Below are 19,661 nucleotides of genomic sequence, written 5' to 3'. Positions count from 1 at the left end.
GCCGAGGGGTGGGGGCGAAGCGCCGAGGGGTGGGGGCGAAGCGCCGAGGGGTGGGGGCGAAGCGCCGAGGGGTGGGGGCGAAGCGCCGAGGGGTGAGGGGTGGCGGGGGTCACCCCGGCCGTGCGTGGGCGTCAGGGTGGGGGTCTCACGCTCAGGGCGTCTGGCATCCCCAGCCCGTCCGGCGCTTGAGGACGAGGCGCGAAGCGCGGACGCGGTGAGGGGGTACCGGGTGGTGGGCGCGGACCCCTGGCCGTACGTGGGCGTCAGGGTGGGGTGTCACGCCCAGGGCGTCTGGCATCCGCAGCCGGTCCGGCATCCCCAGCCCGTCCGGCACTTGAGGACGAGGCGCGAAGCGCCGACGCGGTCAGGGGTACCGGGTGGTGGGCGCAGACCCCCGGCCGCACCTGGGCATCAGGGCGAGGGCCCCACACCCAGCCCGTCCGGCGTTTGAGGACGAGGCGCGGAGCGCCGAAACTCCGGCACCCAGGCGCCGGGCGAAGGACGCACCCCAACCCGTCCGGCTCCCGGACGACGAGGGCGCGAAGCGCCGACCCCGGCCCGGGGCATCCGGGCGAAGGGCCCGAACCCAGCCCGTCCGGCGCCTGAGGACGAGCGCCGCAGGCGCGAAACAGCGGGCGCAGCCCGCGAAGGGGGCCCGGGGGCGGAGCCCCCGCAGCGGTACGCGACGCAAGCCCACAGCCGACCGCCGAGCGCAGCGATGTGCACACACCCCCGCACACCCTGGTACTCTGGAACCCGACCGGCCGGTCACTAGCGTGCCCGGCCCACAAGTGGAAGCTCCTGAGCATCCCACCCGACCAGCCCCCGGGCAGGCGGGTCACCGGTCCAGTAGCGCCCCGCGGCGACCGCGGCGGTGCTCCCCGGCAAGGAGCATCCGCATGTGTCCCGTCCGGGGCATTTTTCATGCTCAGGACGCGTTGAGGTCACCGAACACAGACGTGACGCGGCTGCCCGCCAGGCAACCGCGCGGTGCTACCGAGGAGGCCCCATCAGCGCCGAGCCCCGCATCAACGACCGTATTCGCGTCCCAGAGGTGCGTCTTGTCGGTCCCAGCGGCGAGCAGGTCGGCATCGTGCCGCTTGCCAAGGCCCTGGAGCTTGCGCAGGAGTACGACCTCGACCTGGTCGAGGTCGCGGCGAACGCCCGTCCCCCCGTGTGCAAGCTCATGGACTACGGGAAGTTCAAGTACGAGTCGGCCATGAAGGCCCGTGAGGCGCGCAAGAACCAGGCGCACACGGTCATCAAGGAGATGAAGCTCCGGCCGAAGATCGACCCGCACGACTACGAGACCAAGAAGGGTCACGTGGTCCGCTTCCTCAAGCAGGGCGACAAGGTCAAGATCACGATCATGTTCCGTGGTCGCGAGCAGTCCCGTCCCGAGCTGGGCTACAGGCTGCTGCAGCGGCTCGCGGACGACGTCCAGGAGCTGGGCTTCATCGAGTCCAACCCCAAGCAGGACGGCCGCAACATGATCATGGTTCTCGGCCCGCACAAGAAGAAGACCGAGGCCATGGCCGAGGCCCGCGAGGCCCAGGCCGCCCGCAAGGCCGAGCGCCAGGGCCGGGCTGCCGACGCCGACGCCGACGTCGAGGCCCCTGTCGAGGAGCCGGCCGAAGCCTGAGCCGGGCGCAAGCCCGCGCTCGCAACACGGCGCCCCCTGCCCAGGGGGCCGTCGGAAAGCCAACCGAAACACCGGGCGCTTTTGCCTGCCGTTTTACGGCGGACGGGGGCGTCCACTGACGAGGAGTGAACGGCGCTATGCCGAAGAACAAGACGCACAGCGGTGCCAAGAAGCGCTTCAAGATCACTGGCTCTGGCAAGGTGCTGCGCGAGCGCGCCGGCAAGCGCCACCTGCTCGAGCACAAGTCCTCCCGCCTGACCCGTCGCCTCACGGGCACCGAGGAGATGGCCCCGGCCGACGCCAAGAAGATCAAGAAGCTTCTCGGCAAGTAACACCCCGCGCCGGCGCGTGAACAACCCGCGCCGAGCGCACCCGTCCCGGGACCATTCGTAACCAAGGAGTTTGAAAAATGGCACGCGTCAAGCGGGCAGTGAACGCCCAGAAGAAGCGCCGCGCGATCCTCGAGCAGGCCAGCGGCTACCGCGGCCAGCGTTCCCGCCTGTACCGCAAGGCGAAGGAGCAGGTCACCCACTCCCTCGTCTACAACTACAACGACCGCAAGAAGCGCAAGGGCGACTTCCGTCAGCTGTGGATCCAGCGCATCAACGCCGCTGCCCGCGCCAACGGCATCACCTACAACCGCTTCATCCAGGGTCTGAAGGCCGCCAACATCGAGGTGGACCGCAAGATGCTGGCCGACCTCGCGGTCAACGACTCGAACGCGTTCGCCGCGCTCGTCGAGGCGGCCCAGAAGGCCCTTCCGAGCGACGTCAACGCGCCGAAGACCGCCGCCTGAGCGACACTTCTCGCCAACGGCTGAGTCAGGACCCGCAGGGCTGAGCCCTGCGGGTCCTGTCGTTCCCCGCACCGCCCCGCACCGACCGCACCACCCGCCCCACCGCCCCACCTCCCCCGCACCCCAGTACGACGGAGTGAGTACGAGCGTGACCCCACCCCCGACCCCCGAGCTGACCTCCGTGCGCTCCGCCCGTGTGGCCGCCGCGCGGCGGCTGTCGCGGCGCGCCTTCCGCGGCAAGGAGCGGCGCTTCCTCGCCGAGGGGCCGCAGGCGGTACGGGAGGCCGTCGGCCACGACGCCGACGGCGAGCCGACGCTGCTGGAGCTCTTCACGACCGTCGAGGCCGCCGAGCGGTACGCGGACATCGTGGACGCCGCGCGCGCCGCCGGGGCGCGGGTGCACACCGCCACCGACGAGGTCATGGCGGAGATCTCGCACACCGTCACCCCGCAGGGGCTGGTCGGGGTCTGCCGCTTCGTGGACGCCTCCTTCGAGGACATCCTCGCCGCGAAGCCCAAGCTCGTGGCCGTGCTGGCGCACGTCCGCGACCCGGGGAACGCCGGGACCGTGCTGCGCTGCGCGGACGCGGCGGGCGCCGAGGCGGTGATCCTGACGGACGCCTCCGTCGACCTGTACAACCCGAAGTCGGTGCGCGCCTCCGTCGGCAGCCTGTTCCACGTGCCGGTCGCCGTCGGCGTGCCCGTGGAGCGGGCGGTCGAGGGCCTGCGCTCGGCGGGCGTGCGCATCGTCGCCGCGGACGGCGCGGGGGAGCGCGACCTGGACGACGAGCTCGACAAGGGGGCGCTGGCCGGCCCCACGGCCTGGGTCTTCGGCAACGAGGCGTGGGGCCTGCCGGAGGAGACCCGCGCCCTGGCGGACGCGGTGATCCGCGTCCCGATCCACGGCCGGGCGGAGAGCCTGAACCTGGCCACGGCGGCGGCGGTCTGCCTGTACGCCTCGGCACGCGCCCAGCGCACTCCCGGCGGCTGCCGTTCGTAGGATGGCGGTGCCCCCGAACGGGTAAGCGTGTGCGTGCGGAACGTCACCCGCGCGGGTGCCCCATCGCAACCTTCACCGAGTAAGGTGGCCTGGCCGGGAGCCAGTCAACGGGGAGACGAGCAACACCCGGCCGGCGAAAGGGGGTTGCCATGGATTTCACCGACGACGTCAGTGATCTCAAGACGCTTGGCCTGGACCCCGACGATCTGCCCGACGGACTCGTCGTGGCCGACGAGACGGGGCGCGTGATCTGCTTCAACGCGGCCGCCGCCCGGATCACCGCCAGCACGCCGGCCGAGGCGCTCGGCCGCCCCGTCGACGAGGCGCTCCCGCTGGAGGACCTCAAGGGGCGCCGCTGGTGGACGCTCACCGACCCGTACGGCGGGCTCGCCATCCGCAGCGCCCAGCCCGAGCGCCATCTGCTGCTCCCGGGCAACCGCGAGGTGCTCGTCGCCGCCCGCTACGTCCGCCAGCACCCCGCCGGGCCCCTGCACCGCCTCGTGATCACCCTGCGCTCCACCGAGGCCCGGCTGCGCAACGAGCGCAGCCACGCCGAGCTGATCGCCACCGTCGCCCACGAGCTGCGCTCCCCGCTCACGTCGGTCAAGGGCTTCACGGCGACCCTGCTCGCCAAGTGGGAGCGCTTCACCGACGACCAGAAGCGCCTGATGCTGGAGACGGTCCACGCCGACGCCAACCGCGTCACGCGGCTGATCGCCGAGCTGCTGGACATCTCCCGGATCGACTCCGGCCGGCTGGAGGTGCGGCGCCAGCGCGTCGACATCGCCGCCGCCGTACGCCGGCACGTCGAGGCGCAGACGACGGCGGGGGAGGACCCCGGCCGCTTCGTCACGCTCGTCTCGCCGGAGCTGCCCGACCTGTGGGCCGATCCCGACAAGATCGACCAGGTCCTGGGCAACCTGCTGGAAAACGCCGTGCGCCACGGCGCCGGAACTGTCACGATCGAGGTCACACCGTCCCCCGGGCAGGGGGCAACGGCAGGCGCGGACGGCATGGAAGGCACTGAGGTCACCGTGAGCGACGAAGGCCCCGGCATCCCCGAGGAGTCGATGAGCCGCGTCTTCACCCGCTTCTGGCGGGGCAGCAAGCGCGGCGGCACGGGGCTGGGCCTGTACATCGTCAAGGGCATCGTCGAGGCCCACGGCGGCACGATCTCGGTCAGCCGCGCCCCCGGCGGCGGCGCCCGCTTCCGATTTACCCTGCCCGTCGGCGCCCCGGCCCATCTGGCCTGAGCGGCGCCCACGGGCCACACCAGCACGCCTGACGCCCGCCCCGGCGCCTCGACCACGGGTGACCGGCACCCACAGGCGTAAACGACCCCCGCGCGCCGTCTAGACTCGTGCTTTGGCACAAGGGCACTACCGGCCACCCATGACCGGGCAAGAGCGCGCAGCCAGCCAATCGGAAGTACGGGAAGAGGATGTCCGCACCCAACAAGTCGTACGACCCTGTCGAGGTCGAGGCACTGAAGCCGGAAGCAATCGAGCGGATGCGCGACGAGGCGGTCGCGGCGTTCGCCGCCGCCGCCGACCTCGAGCAGCTCCGCGAGGCGAAGACCGCCCACTGCGGCGACCGCTCGCCGCTCGCGCTCGCCAACCGTGAGATCGGCGCCCTGCCGCCGCACGCCAAGGCCGACGCCGGCAAGCGCGTGGGCCAGGCACGCGGCGCCGTGAACAAGGCCCTCAAGGAGCGCCAGGAGGAGCTGGAGGCGGAGCGCGACGCCCGCGTGCTGGTGGAGGAGGCCGTCGACGTCTCCCTGCCGTACGACCGGATCCCCGCCGGCGCCCGGCATCCGCTCACCACGCTCTCGGAGCGCATCGAGGACGTCTTCGTGGCCATGGGCTACGAGGTCGCCGAGGGCCCCGAGGTCGAGGCCGAGTGGTTCAACTTCGACGCGCTGAACATCGGCCCGGACCATCCGGCCCGTACCGAGCAGGACACGTTCTTCGTGCGCGGCTCGGACGGCGGCGAGGACTCCGGCCTGGTGCTGCGCACCCACACCTCGCCCGTCCAGATCCGCTCCATGCTGGACCGCGAGCCCCCGGTGTACGTGATCTGCCCGGGCCGCGTCTACCGCACCGACGAGCTGGACGCCACCCACACCCCGGTCTTCGGCCAGGTCGAGCTGCTCGCCGTCGACGAGGGCCTGACCATGGCGGACCTGAAGGGCACGCTGGACCACATGGTCCGCGAGCTGTTCGGCGGCGAGGGCATGAAGACCCGGCTGCGGCCGAACCACTTCCCCTTCACCGAGCCGTCCGCCGAGATGGACATGGTCTGCTACGTCTGCCGCGGCGAGTCCGTCGGCAACCCGGACCGCCCCTGCCGCACCTGCTCCTCCGAGGGCTGGATCGAACTGGGCGGCTGCGGCATGGTCAACCCCAAGGTCCTGGTGGCCTGCGGCATCGATCCGGAGAAGTACAGCGGCTACGCCTTCGGCTTCGGCATCGAGCGGATGCTGATGTTCCGCCACAACGTCCATGACATGCGAGACATGGTCGAGGGTGACGTCCGGTTCACCCGGCCGTTCGGGATGGAGATCTGATGCGAGTCCCGCTTTCGTGGCTGCGGGAGTACGTCGACCTGCCGGCCGGCATCTCCGGCCGCGACGTCCAGGCCAAGCTCATCTCGGCCGGGCTCGAGGTGGAGACGGTCGAGCAGCTCGGTGACGGCCTGAAGGGTCCGCTCGTCGTCGGCAAGGTCCTCGCGATCGAGGAGCTGACCGAGTTCAAGAAGCCGATCCGCTGGTGCCAGGTGGACGTCGGCGAGGCCAACGGCACGGGCGAGCCGCAGAACCTGATCTGCGGCGCGCGCAACTTCAACGTCGGCGACAAGGTCGTCGTCGTGCTGCCCGGCGCCGTACTCCCCGGCAACTTCGAGATCGCCGCCCGCAAGACGTACGGCAAGACCTCCGAGGGCATGATCTGCTCCGCCCGCGAGCTGGGCATGGGCGACGACCACGACGGCATCATCGTGCTGCCGCCGGAGTACGAGCCCGGCACGGACGCGATCGAGCTGCTCCAGCTGGTCGACGAGGTCCTCGACATCGCCGTGACCGCCGACCGCGGCTACTGCCTGTCGCTGCGCGGCGTCGCCCGGGAGACGGCCATCGCGTACGGGCTGCCGCTGCGTGACCCGGCGCTGCTGGACGTGCCCGGGCCGAACGAGTACGGCTACCCGGTGGAGGTCGCCGACCTCGCCGGCTGCGACCGCTTCACCGCCCGCACGGTGGTCGGCGTCGACCCCGAGGCGCGTTCGCCGCTGTGGATGCAGCGCCGGCTGCAGAAGGCCGGCATGCGCCCGATCTCGCTGGCCGTGGACATCACGAACTACGTGATGCTGGAGATCGGCCAGCCGCTGCACGCGTACGACCGGAAGCTGATCAGCGGTGCGATCGGCGTACGCCGGGCCACGCCCGGCGAGAAGCTGACCACGCTCGACGACGTCGAGCGCACCCTCGACGGCGAGGACCTCCTCATCGTCGACGGCAACGGCCCGATCGGGCTGGCCGGCGTGATGGGCGGCGCCAACACCGAGATCGCCGACGCCGCGGAGCGGGAGTCGCTGCTCGGCGAGGTGCAGGGCACGACCGAGATCGTCATCGAGGCCGCGCACTTCGACCCGGTGGCCATCGCGCGTACGGCCCGGCGCCACAAGCTGTCCTCGGAGGCGTCCAAGCGCTTCGAGCGCGGCGTCGACCCGCAGGCGGGCCCCGCGGCCGCGCAGCGCGCGGTGGACCTGCTGGTCCTGCTCGCGGGCGGTACGGCGGAGGCGGGCGTCACGGAGGTCGCCGCGCCGTCCGCGCCCCGCACGATCCTGATGCGGGCCGACCACCCCGACCGGGTGGCGGGTGTCGCGTACGGGCGTGAGACGGTCGTACGCCGGCTGCAGGAGATCGGCTGCGACGTGTACGGGGCCGACGAGCTGACGGTGTCCGTGCCGTCCTGGCGGCCCGACCTCGCGGCGCCGAACGACCTCGCCGAGGAGGTCATCCGGCTGGAGGGCTACGAGAACCTGCCCTCCACGCTGCCGAAGCCCCCGGCGGGCCGCGGCCTGACCGCGCGGCAGCGGCTGCACCGGCGGGTCGGCCGGGCGCTGGCGGGGGCGGGGTACGTCGAGGCGCCGTGCTACCCGTTCCTGAGCGAGTCGGTCTTCGACCAGCTCGGACTCCCGGCCGGGGACGCGCGTCGTTCCGTGGTCACGCTGGTCAACCCGCTGAGCGACGAGGAGCCCGCGCTCCGTACGACGCTGCTGCCGGGGCTGCTCGGTGCGCTGCGCCGCAACGAGAGCCGGGGCTCTCATGACGTGGCCCTGTTCGAGACCGGTCTGGTCTTCCGGCCGGTGGCGGGCGCGCCCGCGGCGGTCCGGCTGCCCGTGGACCGGCGTCCCACGGACGAGGAGATCGCCTCGCTGGAGGCCGCGCTGCCCAAGCAGCCGCGGCGGGCGGCGGTCGTGCTGGCCGGTGCGCGTGAGCAGGCCGGATGGTGGGGCAAGGGCCGTCCCACGACCTGGGCGGACGCGGTCGAGGCGGGTCGCCTCGTCGCCGCCGAGGCGGGCGTGTCCCTCGTGGTCGAGGCCGACCAGCACGAGCCGTGGCACCCCGGCCGGTGCGCGGCGCTGTACGCCGAGGTGGGCGGTCAGAAGACGCTGGTCGGCCACGCCGGCGAGCTGCACCCGCGGGTCGTCAAGGCGCTGTCGCTGCCCGAGCGGACCTCGGCCATGGAGATCAGCCTCGATCTGCTGGGCCAGGCGGGCTCCGCGCCCGTCGCCCCGTCGATCTCGAACTACCCGGTCGCCACGCAGGACGTCGCGCTCGTGGTCGAGGCGACGGTGCCGGCTGCCTCCGTGGAGGCGGCGCTGCGGTCCGGTGCGGGGGAGCTGCTGGAGTCGATCCGGCTGTTCGACGTCTACACCGGTGACCAGGTCGGCGAGGGCCGGAAGTCCCTGGCGTACGCTCTGCGGTTCCGCGCCGCGGATCGCACGCTCACCGTCGACGAGGCCTCCGCGGCGCGCGATGCGGCTGTCGCCGTGGCCGGTGAGCGTACGGGTGCGGTGCTTCGCGGAGCGTGAAGCTCCGCGGTCCCCGTCGAGAGCCCGTCACCCTTTGAGCCTTCGGCTCGGGGGTGGCGGGCTCTGTCGCGCTGGCGCCTGCGGCGCGGTTCGGCGCTTCGCGCCTCAGTCCTCAAACGCCGGACGGGCTGGATGGTCAGCGCTTTGCGTGCCGGCCCCGGGAGGGGGTCGGGGACTCCTCGGAGCGGGTGGAGGCGCGGCGTGCGCGGAGGAACTCGATTGCGATCGGGACCACCGAGAGCAGCACGATCAGGATCAGGATCGCCTCGATGTTCTTGTGCACGAAGTCGATCTGGCCGAGGAAGTACCCGAGGACCGTGACCCCCACGCCCCAGAGCAGACCGCCGATGACGTTGAACGTCACGAACGTGCGGTAGTTCATGCGGCTCACGCCCGCCACGATCGGCGTGAACGTACGAACGATGGGCACGAAGCGCGCCAGGACGATTGACTTCGAGCCGTGCCGCTCGAAGAAGTCGTGCGCCTTCTCCACGTTCTCCTGCTTGAACAGCCGCGAGTCCGGCCGGCGGAAGAGCGACGGCCCGACCTTGCGGCCGAAGAGGTAGCCGACCTGGTCACCGGCCACCGCCGCGAGCCAGATCAGCACGCAGACCAGCCACAGCGGGGAGTCCAGCTTGTCGCCCGCGACGAGCAGCCCCGTGGTGAACAGCAGCGAGTCACCGGGCAGGAAGAAGCCGATCAGCAGGCCCGACTCGGCGAAGACGATCCCGAGGACACCGATCAGACCGAAGGTCTGGATCAGATAGTCCGGGTCCAGCCAGCTGGGACCGAGGGCCAGTGTCGTCGTCACGGAAGGGAGCTCCTGTTGATCGGCGGTGACAGCCGCAGCCACGGGTACGGCCCGAGGCTACATGGACGGGCGGACGCCCGTCGCATCGGTCGTAAGGCACCAGGGGCCCGTCCGCGAGGCGGACAGACGCCTGCCTGAGAAGACGACCGGGACGCCCCGGACGTTCCGCGATCCGCCGGTCAAGGCAAACCCTTCGGACGCGGCCGTGCTCACGCGTACGTGTAGAACCCGGCCCCCGACTTCCGCCCCAGCCGCCCCGCGTCCACCATGCGCTGCAGCAGCGGCGGGGCGGCGTACAGCGGCTCGCGGTACTCGGTGTACATCGAGTCCGCGATCGAGACGATCGTGTCCAGGCCGATCAGGTCCGACAGCTTCAGCGGGCCCATCGGGTGGGCGCAGCCCAGCTCCATGCCGTTGTCGATGTCCTCCCGGGTCGCCAGGCCCGACTCGAACATGCGGATGGCGGAGAGGAGGTAGGGGACCAGGAGCGCGTTGACGATGAAGCCGGAGCGGTCCTGGGCGCGGATCGCGTGCTTGCCGAGGATCTTGGCTGCCAGCTCCTCCGCCCGCCTGACCGTCTCCTCGCTGGTGGTCAGCGCGGGGATCAGCTCGACGAGCTTCTGCACGGGCGCCGGGTTGAAGAAGTGGATGCCGATGACGTGGTCGGGGCGCGAGGTGGCGACCGCGAGCTTCACCAGCGGGATGGAGGACGTGTTCGAGGCGAGGATCGCGTCGGGGCGGGTCACGACCTGGTCCAGGATCTGGAAGATCTCCGTCTTGACCTGCTCGTTCTCCACCACGGCCTCGATCACCAGATCCCGGTCGGCGAACTCGCCGAGGTCCGTGGTGAAGCTGAGGCGCGCGAGCGTCTCGTCCCGCTCCTGCTCGGTGATCTTGCCGCGCTCGGCGGCCTTCCCCAGGGAGTTGTGCAGCCGGGTGCGGCCCAGCTCCAGCGCCTCGCCGGTGATCTCGGCGACCTTCACGTCGAGGCCGGACCGGGCGAAGACCTCGGCGATGCCCGCGCCCATCTGTCCTGCGCCGACCACTCCGACGCGCTGGATGTCGCTCACGGCGTACGTGCCTTTCCCTGGGGTGTCGTGGACGTGGCCGACGTTACCGGAGGCCGGTGAACGAGCGCTCACCCGGGCGGCGGCCACAGAAGATTCTGCGGCTTAGACCAATGAAATGCGGCAGTGATACCGGCCACAGCCTTGTTTTCGCGTGATCCGGACCGTAAGGATGAGCGCGAACTGCGGAGTGGTTCAGACCACTTCCGGAGCCCGGTACGCGTGAGAAGCGCGCCCTTCGGCGTGCCCGCGGCCGGGCTCGTCAGCTGTCGGATGAGTCGGAGGAACTGATGGGGAGCAGCACGTCCGGGACACACGGGGCACGGGAGACGCTGAGCCGCCGCCGTTTCGGCGCGGTGGCGGCAGCCGGCGCTCTGGGGGCGCTCACGCTCGGCGGCGGCCGGGCCGTGGCCGCGGCGCCGGCCGGCGCCGCGCAGACGGACTTCCTGGGCCGCCCGGCGGTGCAGATGCGGGGCAGCTGGATCGCCACCGTGGCGAACATAGACTGGCCGATGAGCCAGGGCCTGTCCGCGACCGAGCAGAAGCGCCAGCTGCTGGCCCGGCTGGACGAGGCGGTGGCCCGGCGGCTGAACACGGTGGTCTTCCAGGTCCGCCCGACCGCCGACGCGATGTTCCCCTCGCCGTACGAGCCCTGGTCGGAGTTCCTGACCGGCGTCCAGGGCCAGGACCCCGGCTGGGACCCGCTGGGCTTCGCGGTGCGCGAGGCGCACAAGCGGGACCTGCAGCTGCACGCCTGGTTCAACCCGTTCCGGATCCGCAACGACGCCAAGGCGGAGAAGCTGGTCGCGGACCACCCGGCGAACGTGCACCCCGACTGGGTCGTGCCGTACGGCGGCAAGATCTACTACAACCCGGGCATCCCGGAGGCCCGCGCCTTCATCCAGGACGCGATCCTCTACGCCGTCCGGAACTACGACATCGACGCCGTCCACTTCGACGACTACTTCTACCCCTACCCGGTGGCCGGCCAGGAGTTCGCCGACGAGGCGCAGTACCAGCAGTACGGCGGGAACTTCGCCACCAAGGCCGACTGGCGGCGCGACAACATCGACCGGCTGATCCGCGAACTGGGCCTGCGGATCAAGGAGATCAAGCCGCACGTCCAGTTCGGCGTCAGCCCGTTCGGCGTGTGGCGCAACGCGGCCACCGACCCGGTGCTGGGATCGGCCACGACCGCCGGGGCGCAGACGTACGACAGCCTCTACGCCGACACCCGCAAGTGGGTCCGCGAGGAGTGGCTGGACTACATATGCCCGCAGGTCTACTGGCACATCGGGATGACCGCCGCCGACTACCAGGTGCTCGTGCCGTGGTGGAACGACGTGGTCGCCGGCACGAACGTGAACCTCTACATAGGTGAGGCGCTGTACAAGGTGGGGACGGCGGGACAGCCGTCGGCGTGGTTCGACCCCGCCGAGCTGTCCCGGCATCTGACGTTCTGCAAGGACTATCCGCAGGTCAAGGGGAACATCTACTTCTCCGCGAAGCTGCTCCCGCAGGATCCGCTGGGCGCGGTCAGCCAGCTGGTGGCCGACCACTACCAGCGTCCGGCGCTCGCGCCCCGGATCTAGTCACCGCGTCCCGGTCTCCGTCGTACCCGGGTGCTGTACGACGGAGTCCGGGCCCGGCGTCATCACGCACTCGTGACCGTCGTCGAACTTCACCCGGTACGGAGGCTCGCCACCCGTTCCGAGCACCTCGACGATCTCTCCGACCCGGTCGTGCTGTCCGACGATCCGGCCGTGGGTGAGCAGCTTGTCGCCCTTTTCGGCTCGCATTGCGGTCGACCTCCCGTCCGCGTGGCTGTGTGATTGGGGTCTGTGACAGCCAGTTTATGGCGCTACGCGCGACTTGGCCTCTCTGAGCGCGCCCGGAATCCCGGCAGAGCTCGGCCGGGATTCCCGTTCGCTCAGCGTGCCGCCCGCTGGGTGACCGCGATGCAGACCAGCACGCCCACCGCCGCCAGCGGGGCCGCCAGGGGCAGGTGCTCGCCGAGCAGTCCGACGGACCAGACGAGGGTCAGCAGCGGCTGGGCCAGCTGCAGCTGGCTGGCCCGCGGTACGCCGATCACGGCCATGCCCCGGTACCAGACCAGCAGCCCCACGAACTGGGACCCCACCGCCAGCCACAGCACGCCCGCGACGGCGTGCCCGGTGAGCTGCACCGGCTCCGTCGTCACCGCGATCAGCGCGCCCGGCAGCGACAGCGGCAGGCACAGCACCAGCGCCCAGGCGATGACCTGCCAGCCCGGCATCGTACGGGCCAGCCGGCCGCCCTCGGTGTAGCCGGCGGCGCACACCAGCAGCGCCGCCAGCAGGTAGAGGTCCGCGGTGCTCAGGGCCCCGCCGCTCTGCTGCACGGTGAACACGGCGACGACCGCCGCCCCGCCCACCGCCGCCGTCCAGAAGGTGCGCGAGGGGCGCACGCCCGTACGGAAGGCCGCCAGGGCCGCCGTGGTCAGCGGGAGCAGGCCGACGACGACGGCCGCGTGCGAGGTGGTGGACGTCTGCAGGGCCAGCGTGGTGAGCAGCGGGAAGCCGATGACCACACCGCCGGCGACCACGGCCAGCCCCGGCCAGTCGGCGCGCTTCGGCACCGGCACGCGCAGGGCGAGCAGACAGCCGCCGGCGATGAGCGCGGCGAGCAGCAGCCGGACGGCCACCGTCGACCAGGGGCCGAAGCCGTCCAGGGCCCACACGGTGCCGGGGAAGGTGAGCGAGAAGCTGATCACGCCGAGGGCGGCGAGCGCGCTGCCGCCCCAGGAGGAGTGCCAGAAACCCCCGGGCGCACTGTCCGCGGCGGCGGGAGCGGTGGCGGCAGGCGGGGCCGGCTCCGTGACCGCTATCGTCAACTGGGCAGTAGCGCTATTCTCTTCTCTCATGCCAGACAGTAGCAGTACCGCGAATCTTGCACGAGTCATGCGTGACGAAGTGAAGCGCTACTCCCCGGGTGAGAAGCTGCCCTCCAGCAGGGTTCTCGTCGAGCGGTACCGGGTCAGCCCGGTCACGGTCTCCGCCGCCCTGAGGCAGCTCACCGCGGAGGGGCTGGTGACGACCCGGCCGGGCGCCGGTGCGTTCCGGGCGGAGAGCGGGCCCTCAGTGGCGGCCGCCGGGGACACGTCCTGGCAGGCGATCGCGCTGAGCGCCGAACTCGCCGCCGACGGCGTGCCGCGCTCCGTCGACGCCTCCGACCTGCTGGTCACCCTGGCCACCCCGCCCGCCGGCGTCGTCGAGCTGAGCGGCGGCTATCTGCACGCCGCCCTGCAGCCCGAGCGGGCGCTGGCCGCCGCCCTCGCGCGGGCCGGCCGCCGGCCGGGCGCCTGGGACCGGCCGCCGACCGAGGGGGTCGCCGAGCTGCGCGCCTGGTTCGCCCGCGAGATCGGCGGCGTCACGCCCTCCCAGGTCCTGGTGACCGGCGGCGGACAGCCCGCCCTCACCGGCGCCCTGCGTGCGCTGGCGTCCCCCGGGGCGCCGGTGCTGGTCGAGTCGCCGACGTATCCCGGACTGCTCGCGGCCGCCCGCGCGTTCGGCCTGCGGCCGGTGCCCGTGCCGATGGACGCCGGCGGGGTGCGTACGGACCTGCTGGCCGACGCCTTCCGTGCCACCGGCGCGCGGGTGTTCGTCTGCCAGCCCCTGTTCCAGAACCCGACCACCGCCATGCTCGCGCCCGAGCGGCGCGCCGAGGTGGTGCGGATCGCGCGCGAGGCGGGGGCGTTCGTGATCGAGGACGACTTCGCCCGCCGGGTCGTCCACGAGGACGCGGGCGAGCTGCCGCCCACCCTGATGTCCGAGGACCACGACGGGGTCGTCGTCCACATCACGTCCCTGACCAAGGTGACCTCGCCCAGCCTGCGCGTCGGCGCCATCGCCGCCCGCGGCCCGGTGGTGGACCGGCTGCGCGCGATCCAGATCGTCGACAGCTTCTTCGTCCCCAGGCCGCTGCAGGAGGCCGCGCTGGAGCTCGTCGGCTCCCCCGCCTGGTCCCGGCATCTGCGGACCGTGGCGGGGGAGTTGCGCGCCCGGCGGGAGGTGCTGCTGACCGCGCTGCGGACCCGGCTCCCCGGGTGGACGCCGCCCCGCGTCTCGCCCGGCGGCTTCCACGTCTGGCAGCGGCTGCCCGACGGAACGGACGAACGCGCCCTGGCCGCCGCGGCGTTGCGCGAGGGCGTCGCCGTGGCCGCCGGCCGCCACTACTTCCCCGCCGAGCCCCCGGCGCCGCATCTGCGGCTGAGTTTCGTCTCCCCGGCGGAGCCCGGCGAGATCGCCGAGGGGGTGCACCGCCTCGGCCGGGCCTGTGACAGCCTGGCCGGATGAGCGACCGCTTCGAGATCTCCGCCGACCCCGCCCGGCTGGACCGGGCCCTCGTCCACCGCTGGCTCTCCGGCGACGCCTACTGGGCGCTCGGCCGCAGCCGGGAGCAGCAGGAGCGGGCGTTCGACCACTCCCTCAACTTCGGGGCGTACGACCGGGCAACGGGCGATCAGGTGGCGTATGCCCGGATCGTCACGGATCGGGCGACCTTCGCCTGGCTGTGCGACGTGTACGTCGATCCGGCCGCCCGCGGGCTCGGTCTGGGCACCGGGCTGGTCGCCGCGATCCGCGACCAGCTGGAGCCGCTGGGGCTCCGCCGTATCCTTCTGGCCACCGCGGATGCACACGGCGTATACGAGAAGCTCGGATTCCGGGCGCTGGAAAACCCTGGCCAATGGATGGCTCTGGGCAAGCAGTGATCTCGCTCCTATGATCCGCCTCATGAGCGTTCGCCTCACGTTTCTGGCGGCGGCCCGGAACTCGTCCTCCCGGCTCGCCGAGCGGTTCGACGACGACCTGCCGCTGGACGCGGGAGGCTGGGCCGAGGCGGAACGCGCGCTGCCCGCGCTGGGGCCGCTCGCGTCGGCCGACCTGCGCTACTGCTCGCCGTCGCCGCGGGCGCGTGAGACCGGACGCGTGCTGGGGCTGGCGCCGCTGGCCCAGCTGGCGCTGCGCGACTGCGACATGGGGCGGTGGCGGGGGCACACGCTCCAGGAGGTGATGCGGGCCGAGCCGCAGGTGGTCGACGCGTGGCTGGCCGATCCGTACTCCGCCCCGCACGGCGGCGAGCCGCTGATGGACTTCATCCGCCGGGTGGGCAGCTGGATCGACACCCGTCCGGCGGACGGCAGCCTGCTGCTCGCCGTCACCGAGCCGTCCGTGGTCCGGGCCGCCCTGGTGTACGCGCTGAAGGCGCCGCCCGCGACGTACTGGCGGATCGACGTGATGCCCCTGTCGACGATCAGCCTGATGGGGCTGCCGGGGCGGTGGAACCTCCATCTGGACGGCTGGGCGTGAGGAGACGGCCGGCGGGTGATCGCACCCGCCGGCCGCCTCCGGCGTGTCCTACGGAACGCTGAGGAACAGCGGGAACTCCGCCTTCGCGATCCCGCCCTCCGTCACCGTCACCACGGTCGCGGGCGAGCCGACCACACCGTCCGGCAGGTCCACGGACACCAGGTACACACCCGGATCCACATGGGCGAAGCCGAACCAGCCCGAGCCGTCGCTCAACCGGGTGGTCTCCGACGCGCCGGTGGTGAGCGACCGCAGCGTCACCGGCAGCTGGTCCAGCGCGGCCCCGCCGCGCAGCGTGAGCACACCGGTCACATGGCCGTCCGCCGGCGCCTGCTTCCACGGCATGCCGGGCACCGACGCGTCGTCCTTGAACGGCGCGTCCTCGCCCTGGGTCAGGGCCGCCACCAGCTTGGCGCGCTCGGCCGCCAGGCCGTTCGCCGCCACGTTCATGCTGGGGTTGGCGTAGGAGTAGCCGCTCCAGCCCGCCGCCTTGTTGCCGGCCGCGGTCGGGCGCAGGATCTCCCGCACCTGGGCGAGGGAGTCCTCGACGCTGTTGAGGTAGAGCGCGGGCCCGTTGACCGCCTGGCGTCCGCCCTGGTGGTCGGCCATGAACTCCGACCACTCGGAGAACATCAGCGCCTGGTCGGGGTTCCAGTTGCGCTTGTAGTTCATGGTCACCGCGGTGTCCATGATCCCCTCGTCCAGCCAGCCGGCCCAGTCCTGCAGCACCTCGGCGTACGTCCGCGTCTTCTCCCAGCCGCCCACGGCCGACGGGCCGTGGCCGTAGGTGATGGCGTCCATGGAGAGCCGGGCCTGCGGGTCGACCTCCCAGATGCCCAGATAGATCTTGCGCACCAGGTTGGTCACCTGGTCGCGCCGCCAGTCGCCCCACGCCGGGTCGGACGGCGCGGGGACGTCCGTACGGCCGGTGGCGTGCTGGAAGCGGGCCACGGAGACGTCGTTGTAGCCCCAGTCGCTGTGCGTGGTGGTGGAGCTGCCGTCCGGGTAGCGGACGTAGTCGAGGTTGATGCCGTCCACGTCGTAGTTGCGGACGATGCTCTGGATGCCGCGCACGATGTAGTCCACCGCGGCCGGTACGCCGGGGTCGACGTACGCGTTGGCGCCCACCAGCTCCTGGCCGTTCGCCTTCTTGTTCAGCCAGCGCTCGGCGCCGGTCGCGCCCGGGCCGTGCTGGTTGAAGACGTGGTCGGGGGAGCGGGGTGCGGTGGCGCTGTTCCACATGGTGTTGACGTTGACCCAGGCGTGCACCTCGAGCCCGGCCGCGTGGCCCTGCCGGACGATGTCCGCCAGCGGGTCGTACGGCAGCGCCGCGATCGCCGCGTCGGTGCGCGGGTACAGCGCGTTGTTGCAGAAGCAGTCGTAGCGCCGGGCGGTCTGGACGATCAGCGCGTTGGCGTTGACGTCGAGGGCGTCCCGCACCAGGTTCTGGACCTGGGCGGGCGTGTAGATACCGGGGTTGAAGGCGTCGACCCAGTAGCTGCGCCACTGGGCCGGAGCCGCCCCGCCGTCGGTGCCGTCCGCCTGGGCGGGCAGCGCGGTGATGGCGCCGAGCAGCAGGCCGAGGCCGGCCGCCAGCGCGGTGACTATGCGTGGCAGACGCATCTGATCTGCCCCCTTGTGAGTTAAGTGGGTACGGCGAGCTGGTGCGGGTGCTGCGGCCGACGGTGGGGCGTGGACCGGTGGTGCGCCGGGGCGTTACGCGAAGGTGGCGCCCCAGGTCATGGGCCCGACGACGCCGTCCACGGTGAGTCCGTGGTCGCCCTGGAAGTCACGGCAGGCGGTGTCGGAACCGGGTCCGTACTGGCCGTCCACGGACAGCGAGTAGCCGAACCGGGCGTTCATCTGGTACTGCCAGGTGGCCACCGACGCGTGGACGAAGGTGGGCGGCTGGCGGAAGCTCACCCCGGGGTACGGCAGCGGGCCGCCGCCGGGGTTGACCTCGCCGGTGAGCACGCGGGCGTACAGGTTGCCCGGGCAGTCGGTGGAGTGGTGGTCGCGGTGGCCGGTGATGGCCTGGGCGGCGCCGCCGGAGACCCGCAGGCGGTTGATGCCGTAGCGGATCGTGTCGATCAGCGCGGCGGTGATCGTGTCGTAGTTGCTGCTGGTGCCGCCGGTCAGCGAGCACACCGCGTACCAGTCGTCGTTGCCCTGGGTGGTGCCCTGGGCGGCGGTGCGCACGCCCTCGCCGCGGCCCTGGAACAGGTAGCCGTGGACGCAGGCGAGATGGCTGTAGGCGATGTCCGACCAGCCGTTGGAGTCCATGTGGTAGTTCTGGATGCCGCGCACCTGCGCCGCGCAGTCGGCGTGGCTGGCCTCCGCGACCTTGACCGCGTCGACGTGGTGCACGACGACGCCGCCCTGCGCCGGCGTGATGTTGGTGCTGACGCTCTTGGGCGCGCGGGCGCCCCACTGGGAACGGGTGACGAAGGTGGCCATCAGGCGCGCCCCCCACCGGACAGGGCGCATCCGACGGTGGCGTTCAGCGGCTCGGGGTGGGCGCTGCGCGCGGCGTCGGGGCCGTACACGGCGGCCGGGTGGCGGGGGTTGGTGACGAGGGGCAGCTCGCGCGGCCCCGACGGGGCGGGCGCGGCGGCGAAGGCGGGTCCGGAGCATATGACGGGCAGCGCGAGCGCACCGCCGGCCGCGGCGAGCAGCGTGGCACGCCGTGAGGGGCCGTGAGTCAACAGTCCTCCAGGTCGGTGTGGGGGAAGTGGCTGAGATTGTCCGGACGTTGGCGGATCCGCGTCAAGGGGCGGGCAGGACGGCGCAACCAGCGTGCAACCTGGGCGAGTTGCCGCCGTGCTTCCCGCCGGCGGCGTCCGCTCGGAGACTGAGGGGCGACACCGGTCGGTACGGGGGAGAGGCGGGCGGCATGGCCACACGGGCGGAACCGGAGCGGGCGGCGGCACCCGAACGGCGGCCGGAACTCGACGCCGTGCGGATGCTGGTCGTACTCGGGCTGATCTTCTTCCACTCGGCGCTGGTGTTCGCCTCGGACGACGACTACTACGTCAAGAACGACGAGACGACCGGCGCCATCATGATCCTGGCGGGCTTCGCCGTCGTCTGGGCGATGCCCGCGCTGTTCCCCATCTCGGGCCTCGGCGCCTGGTACTCCCTGCGCCGCCGCGGCGGGGCGGGTTTCACCCGGGGGCGGCTGCTGCGGCTCGGCGTGCCGCTGGTGTTCGTCACGCTGGCGCTGAACCCGCTGCCGCAGTGGCTGCGGCTGCGGTCGGCGTCCTCGTCGTACGACCAGTCGTACGCCGCCTTCCTGCCGGACTTCTACGACGTACGGATCGAGCCCGCCGAGTTCCCGTTCCTGGTGCAGGGGGAGCACTTCGAGACCGGGCATCTGTGGTTCGTCGTGCTGCTCCTCGCCTTCTCGCTGATGCTGGTGCCGGTGGCCCGCCTGCTGCCCGCGGTGCCCGTCGGCCGGGTGGCGGGCGCGGTGGAGCGGCGGAGCGGGCTGATCCTGCTGCCGGCCCTCGGGCTCGCGGTGCTGTGCGCCTTCGCGGGGCTGGAGGAGGACTACGCCGGCTGGCACCGGTGGGCGTACGCGGTGTTCTTCGCGGCGGGCTGTGCGCTGGCGGCCGAGGACCGGTTCCGGGTCGTGACGCGGCGGGACGCGGACGTGGCGTGGTGGCTCGGCGGCGGGCTCTTCGCGCTGGCGGGGGCGGGATTCGCCACGGCGGAGGAGCCGTTCACGGAGATGACGCCGCTGGGCATCGCGCTGCGGGCGTGCTTCGGGGCGGCGGGCTGGTGCCTGGTGCTCGCGATCCTGGGCACGCTGGACGCGCGGCGGCTGCGGCGGCCGGAGCCCGCGGCCGGCTTCAGACCGTGGACGGACACGATCATCCCGTAGTGCTCCGCGACGGCGTCCCGGCC

18 protein-coding genes are annotated in these 19,661 nt (G+C 72.2%); 12 read left to right on the top strand and 6 right to left on the bottom strand.

What is annotated here, in order from left to right; genetic code table 11:
• The first annotated feature begins 1,009 nt into the window (after nt 1-1,009).
• The 7 genes from infC to pheT all read left to right on the top strand — a co-directional run bounded on the left by infC (nt 1,010) and on the right by pheT (nt 8,529).
• Complete coding sequence (gene infC / locus AB0M28_RS26570) at nt 1,010-1,642, top strand: translation initiation factor IF-3 (protein ID WP_365410008.1); 633 nt, start codon at nt 1,010-1,012, stop codon at nt 1,640-1,642.
• Between the two features lie 137 nt (nt 1,643-1,779).
• Nucleotides 1,780-1,974: a 50S ribosomal protein L35 gene (gene rpmI / locus AB0M28_RS26565; RefSeq protein ID WP_365409955.1), complete on the top strand. Its 195-nt coding sequence runs from the start codon at nt 1,780-1,782 to the stop codon at nt 1,972-1,974.
• A 77-nt stretch (nt 1,975-2,051) separates the two neighbouring features.
• On the top strand, nt 2,052-2,438 hold the full coding sequence (gene rplT / locus AB0M28_RS26560; RefSeq protein ID WP_365409952.1) for a 50S ribosomal protein L20: 387 nt from the start codon (nt 2,052-2,054) through the stop codon (nt 2,436-2,438).
• Nucleotides 2,439-2,586: 148 nt separating this feature from the next.
• A complete protein-coding gene (locus AB0M28_RS26555; protein WP_365409949.1) occupies nt 2,587-3,438 on the top strand; it encodes an RNA methyltransferase in 852 nt (283 codons plus the stop codon).
• Nucleotides 3,439-3,587: 149 nt separating this feature from the next.
• Complete coding sequence (locus AB0M28_RS26550; RefSeq protein ID WP_365409946.1) at nt 3,588-4,691, top strand: ATP-binding protein; 1,104 nt, start codon at nt 3,588-3,590, stop codon at nt 4,689-4,691.
• A gap of 188 nt (nt 4,692-4,879) precedes the next feature.
• Entirely contained in the window at nt 4,880-6,004 is a 1,125-nt protein-coding gene (gene pheS, locus AB0M28_RS26545) for a phenylalanine--tRNA ligase subunit alpha (protein ID WP_365409943.1), read from the top strand.
• On the top strand, nt 6,004-8,529 hold the full coding sequence (gene pheT, locus AB0M28_RS26540) for a phenylalanine--tRNA ligase subunit beta (RefSeq protein WP_365409940.1): 2,526 nt from the start codon (nt 6,004-6,006) through the stop codon (nt 8,527-8,529). The genes pheS and pheT overlap by 1 nt, the downstream gene beginning before the upstream one ends.
• A gap of 136 nt (nt 8,530-8,665) precedes the next feature.
• Here pheT and AB0M28_RS26535 read toward each other — a convergent pair whose 3' ends face one another.
• Both AB0M28_RS26535 and AB0M28_RS26530 read right to left on the bottom strand, forming a co-directional pair.
• A complete protein-coding gene (locus AB0M28_RS26535; protein ID WP_365409937.1) occupies nt 8,666-9,340 on the bottom strand; it encodes a VTT domain-containing protein in 675 nt (224 codons plus the stop codon).
• Between the two features lie 209 nt (nt 9,341-9,549).
• The gene (locus tag AB0M28_RS26530; protein WP_365409934.1) at nt 9,550-10,410 is read right to left on the bottom strand and encodes a 3-hydroxybutyryl-CoA dehydrogenase; all 861 of its coding nucleotides are present in this window, start codon (nt 10,408-10,410) and stop codon (nt 9,550-9,552) included.
• 287 nt (nt 10,411-10,697) lie between these two features.
• Between AB0M28_RS26530 and AB0M28_RS26525 the strand changes: the two genes are divergently transcribed.
• Nucleotides 10,698-11,999: a family 10 glycosylhydrolase gene (locus AB0M28_RS26525; RefSeq protein WP_365409932.1), complete on the top strand. Its 1,302-nt coding sequence runs from the start codon at nt 10,698-10,700 to the stop codon at nt 11,997-11,999.
• Here the strand turns inward: AB0M28_RS26525 and AB0M28_RS26520 are convergent, their stop codons facing one another.
• Entirely contained in the window at nt 12,000-12,206 is a 207-nt protein-coding gene (locus AB0M28_RS26520) for a DUF1918 domain-containing protein (protein WP_365409929.1), read from the bottom strand.
• Between the two features lie 131 nt (nt 12,207-12,337).
• Nucleotides 12,338-13,309, bottom strand: coding sequence for a DMT family transporter (locus tag AB0M28_RS26515; RefSeq protein ID WP_365409926.1), 972 nt, complete (start codon nt 13,307-13,309; stop codon nt 12,338-12,340).
• On the opposite strand from AB0M28_RS26515, the gene AB0M28_RS26510 reads away from it, so the two are divergent.
• From AB0M28_RS26510 to AB0M28_RS26500, 3 genes are read left to right on the top strand one after another with little or no spacing between them, the layout of a single operon-like run.
• Complete coding sequence (locus AB0M28_RS26510) at nt 13,308-14,741, top strand: PLP-dependent aminotransferase family protein (RefSeq protein WP_365409923.1); 1,434 nt, start codon at nt 13,308-13,310, stop codon at nt 14,739-14,741. The genes AB0M28_RS26515 and AB0M28_RS26510 overlap by 2 nt on opposite strands.
• Entirely contained in the window at nt 14,738-15,157 is a 420-nt protein-coding gene (locus AB0M28_RS26505; protein WP_365409920.1) for a GNAT family N-acetyltransferase, read from the top strand. Before AB0M28_RS26510 ends, AB0M28_RS26505 begins: the two co-directional genes overlap by 4 nt.
• A 22-nt stretch (nt 15,158-15,179) precedes the next feature.
• Entirely contained in the window at nt 15,180-15,755 is a 576-nt protein-coding gene (locus AB0M28_RS26500; protein WP_365409917.1) for a histidine phosphatase family protein, read from the top strand.
• 48 nt (nt 15,756-15,803) lie between these two features.
• Here the strand turns inward: AB0M28_RS26500 and AB0M28_RS26495 are convergent, their stop codons facing one another.
• Together AB0M28_RS26495 and AB0M28_RS26490 are read right to left on the bottom strand one after the other, a co-directional pair.
• Nucleotides 15,804-17,378, bottom strand: coding sequence for a family 10 glycosylhydrolase (locus AB0M28_RS26495; protein WP_365409914.1), 1,575 nt, complete (start codon nt 17,376-17,378; stop codon nt 15,804-15,806).
• 93 nt (nt 17,379-17,471) lie between these two features.
• Nucleotides 17,472-18,212 carry a peptidoglycan-binding domain-containing protein gene (locus AB0M28_RS26490; RefSeq protein WP_365409911.1) on the bottom strand — a complete coding sequence of 247 codons (741 nt, stop codon included), beginning with the start codon at nt 18,210-18,212 and terminating at the stop codon, nt 17,472-17,474.
• 436 nt (nt 18,213-18,648) lie between these two features.
• Here AB0M28_RS26490 and AB0M28_RS26485 point away from each other — a divergent pair, with 436 nt between their 5' ends.
• Nucleotides 18,649-19,638, top strand: a complete 990-nt coding sequence (locus AB0M28_RS26485) for an acyltransferase (RefSeq protein WP_365409908.1) — start codon at nt 18,649-18,651, stop codon at nt 19,636-19,638.
• The last annotated feature ends 23 nt before the right edge of the window (nt 19,639-19,661 follow it).

This window comes from Streptomyces sp. NPDC051940 (assembly GCF_040680895.1).
Taxonomy (GTDB): domain Bacteria; phylum Actinomycetota; class Actinomycetes; order Streptomycetales; family Streptomycetaceae; genus Streptomyces.
The sequence above is the reverse complement of the archived record's forward strand: the minus strand, read 5'-3'. Positions and strand labels throughout refer to the sequence as shown.